General features: G+C 63.7%; 3 protein-coding genes. 2 read left to right on the forward strand and 1 reads right to left on the reverse strand.

What is annotated here, in order from left to right:
- Positions 1 to 321: 321 nt before the first annotated feature.
- Positions 322 to 1,551 (forward strand): ABC transporter substrate-binding protein, encoded by a 1,230-nt coding sequence (locus tag DYI24_RS23615; RefSeq protein ID WP_164574055.1) that lies wholly within the window; start codon positions 322 to 324, stop codon positions 1,549 to 1,551.
- A gap of 93 nt (positions 1,552 to 1,644) precedes the next feature.
- Here the strand turns inward: DYI24_RS23615 and DYI24_RS23620 are convergent, their stop codons facing one another.
- On the reverse strand, positions 1,645 to 2,145 hold the full coding sequence (locus tag DYI24_RS23620; protein ID WP_107345470.1) for a YciE/YciF ferroxidase family protein: 501 nt from the start codon (positions 2,143 to 2,145) through the stop codon (positions 1,645 to 1,647).
- A gap of 278 nt (positions 2,146 to 2,423) precedes the next feature.
- On the opposite strand from DYI24_RS23620, the gene DYI24_RS23625 reads away from it, so the two are divergent.
- The coding region (locus DYI24_RS23625; protein ID WP_164574056.1) for a transporter at positions 2,424 to 3,391 on the forward strand (968 nt) is incomplete at its 3' end.

Below are 3,391 nucleotides of genomic sequence, written 5' to 3' on the forward strand. Positions count from 1 at the left end.
CTCACTCGTCCCCCGGCAAGCGATTGCCGGGGGATTTTCTTTGCGCCGCAGCCACGCGGCACACGACGGGCGGACCGCTCCACACAACCCGCGCGAGCGAGTGCGGCGCATCAACGCCGAACCGGATCGATAATCTGGTAGTTCTACTGACCTATTAGTGCGCTTTCGGTTACTTCGCATCGCAACAATACGTAGTGCGACGACATAGCTATCGACGATGCTTGCTGGCCCATTCGGGAAGGTGTTGAATGTTTGTCGAAAGGGCCACCAAGAGCCCGCACCCGACACAACAGTCACACATCCAAGAAAAGGGAGTCAGAAATGCCTTCACTCCGTTCGCACGCGGCTGCGCTTTCCGCGGCAGTTCTCCTCAGTTTCGCAGCCTCGAACGGCGCGCTCGCGCAAAAGAAGTACGATCCGGGCGCAAGCGATACCGAAATCAAGATCGGCAACATCATGCCCTACAGCGGCCCCGCTTCCGCCTATGGCGTGATCGGCCGCACCGAGGCCGCCTATTTCAAGATGATCAACGACAAGGGCGGCATCAACGGGCGTAAGATCAACTTCGTCAGCTATGACGACGCCTATTCGCCACCGAAGACGGTGGAACAGGCGCGCAAGCTGGTCGAGAGCGACGAGGTTTTGCTGATCTTCAACTCGCTCGGCACGCCGCCGAATTCGGCGATCCACAAATACATGAACAGCAAGAAGGTCCCGCAACTGTTCGTCGCCACCGGCGCCAGCAAGTGGAACGACCCGAAGAATTATCCGTGGACGATGGGCTGGCAGCCGAACTACCAGAGCGAGACCCAGATCTACGCCAAATACATTCTGAAGGAGATGCCGAACGCCAAGATCGCCGTGCTGTATCAGAACGACGACTACGGCAAGGACTACCTGAAGGGCTTCGAAGACGGTCTCGGCGCCAAGGGCCAGTCGATGATCGTGATGAAGGAGAGTTATGAGGTCTCCGAGCCGACGATCGACAACCACATCGTCAAGCTGAAATCCACCGGCGCCGACGTCTTCATCAACATCACCACGCCGAAATTCGCCGCCCAGGCGATCAAGAAGCTGGCCGAAGTCGGCTGGAAACCGACGCACTTCCTCAACAACGTCTCGGCCTCGGTCGGCAGCGTGATCAAGCCGGCCGGCTATGAGAACGCCCAGGGCGTGATCTCTGCGGCCTATCTGAAGGACGTCTCCGACGACCAGTGGAAGGACGACGCCGGCATGAAGGAGTTCCTCGCCTTCATGGACAAGGAGTTCCCGGAGGGCAACAAGCTCGATGGCGGCACTGTGGTCGGCTACGGCGTGGCGCAGACGCTGGTCGAAGTGCTGAAGAAGTGCGGCGACAATCTCACCCGCGAGAACGTCATGAAGCAGGCCGCCAGCTTGAAGGACTACCGCACCGAAGTGCTGCTGCCGGGCATCAAGATCAACACCTCGGCGACCGACTTCGCGCCGGTCAGCCAGCTGCAGCTGATGCGCTTCAAGGGCGAGAAGTGGGAGCTGTTCGGCGACGTCATCAGCGCCGATGTCGGCGGCTGAGCCTCACGAACGAACCATCATGCAAAAGCCCCGGGCAGCAATGCCCGGGGCTTCGTCGTTTCGATCCGCCGATAGCCTGCGAGACGCGGCTGCTTACGCCGCGGCCTCGTAATTGACTTCGCTCTCGGCCAGCTTGGAAAGGGTCATGTCGGTGGTCTTCTCCTGCTGCAGCGTCTGGTCGATCAGCTTGACCGCGTCCTTCATGCCGAGCAGGCCGGCCCAGGTCTTCAGCGTGCCGTAGCGGGAGATCTCGTAGTGCTCGACCGCCTGGGCGGCCGCGAGCAGGCCGGCATCGAGCGCCTCGGTGCCCTTGTACTCGTCCATGATCTCCTTGCCCTCGTCGAGAATGCCGAGGATGGCGTCGCAGGTCTTGCCGCGGGCCGGCTTCTCGAGCAGTTCGAACACCTGCTCCAGCCGCTCGATCTGGCCTTCGGTCTCAGCGAGATGCTTCTCGAACGCGGCGCGCAGCTTGTCCGAGGTGGCGGCCTTGGCCATCTTCGGCAGCGCCTTCAGGATCTGCTTCTCGGCAAAATAGATGTCCTTCAAGGTGTCGAGGAACAGGTCGTTGAGGTCCTTGTCTTTGGTGGCGGCCATACTGTGAACTCCGTCGTGAATGGGTGTGGCGCTGTCAGTCCACCCGCCCAACGCGACCTTCCAAGGATTGTTCCTGGTATTCGCTGCCGACTCGGGCGCTGTCATCCCACCGTCAAATCGCCGAGGCAAAATCGTCATTCGTTCGTGCGGAGTGACGAGAATGATCCGCGACAGCCGCCCCACCTCTTCGGTCGCCACCGCTTGCGTCGCCAGATCTCGCGTGGCCACTGTGCTGATCCGGCGCAGCGTCGCGCTACGTTCGGTCTGATCGCGTCCCGATGCCTACCGTGCTGCCGCTCGCGGGTGACATCCGCTTCAGCATCCCCGGGGCGGAAGCCGCCGGCGGCGAAGCTGCGCGTCCGCCGGTGCCGGGCCTGATCTGGGCGTTCCGGATCGGCCCCGATGGCGCCGCCCATAGCGGACCGGACGGCACCTTTACGCCTGAGCTGCATGACGGCTGGACCTGGCTGCACCTCGATCTCACCGACAGCCGCGCGCTGCAGTGGATCGGCGGCACCGCGTTGCCGCCGCCGGCCAAGACGCTGCTGCAGGCCGCAGACGTCTATCAGCAGATCCACAGCCTCGACGGTTGCGTGTACGGCGCGATCGCCGACCTCGGACGCGACATCGACGAGATCACCGAGGACATCGGGCTGCTGCGGTTCGTGATGACCGAGCATCTGGTGATCACCGGCCGCCACCAGCCGCTCGGCGCGGTCGACGCCGCCCGGCGGGCGCTGGAAAGCGGCCACCGGGTGGAGAGCTGTGCCGGCCTGTTCGACCTGATCGTCCACAATGTCGCCGAGGCGATCGAAGCGATCGCCGACGACATGGTGCAGGCGCTCGACCAGCTCGAGGAAAAGCTGCTCACCGACGACACCGACGAGCTGCGTCAGGGCCTCGGCCGGCTGCGCCGGAGCTGCGTCCGGCTGCACCGGCATCTGTCCGGCCTGCGGGTGCTGCTGCACCGGTTCGACCGGGACGGCGCCGAACTGGCGCCGCGGCTGCGGCCCTGCGCCGGCAAGCTGGCGCAGCGGCTCGACGGGCTCGACCATTCGGTGGTGGAGATGCGCGAGCGCAGCCGGCTGCTGCAGGAAGAGTTGCACCTGCAGATCGAGGAGCAGGGCAACAACAGCCTGCGGGTGCTGTCAGTGCTGACCGCGCTGCTGCTGCCCCCGACCCTGGTCACCGGCATGTTCGGCATGAACCTGCACGGCCTGCCGTTTGCCGAGGACGGCGGCGGCTT

It is taken from the genome of Rhodopseudomonas sp. BR0C11 (assembly GCF_010820945.1).
Classification (GTDB): domain Bacteria; phylum Pseudomonadota; class Alphaproteobacteria; order Rhizobiales; family Xanthobacteraceae; genus Rhodopseudomonas; species Rhodopseudomonas palustris_H.

Coding starts and splice junctions, on each gene's coding strand:
- DYI24_RS23620 (WP_107345470.1), bottom strand. CDS start 2,145: ATGGCCGCCACCAAAGACAAGGACCTCAACGACCTGTTCCTCGACACC.
- DYI24_RS23615 (WP_164574055.1), top strand. CDS start 322: ATGCCTTCACTCCGTTCGCACGCGGCTGCGCTTTCCGCGGCAGTTCTC.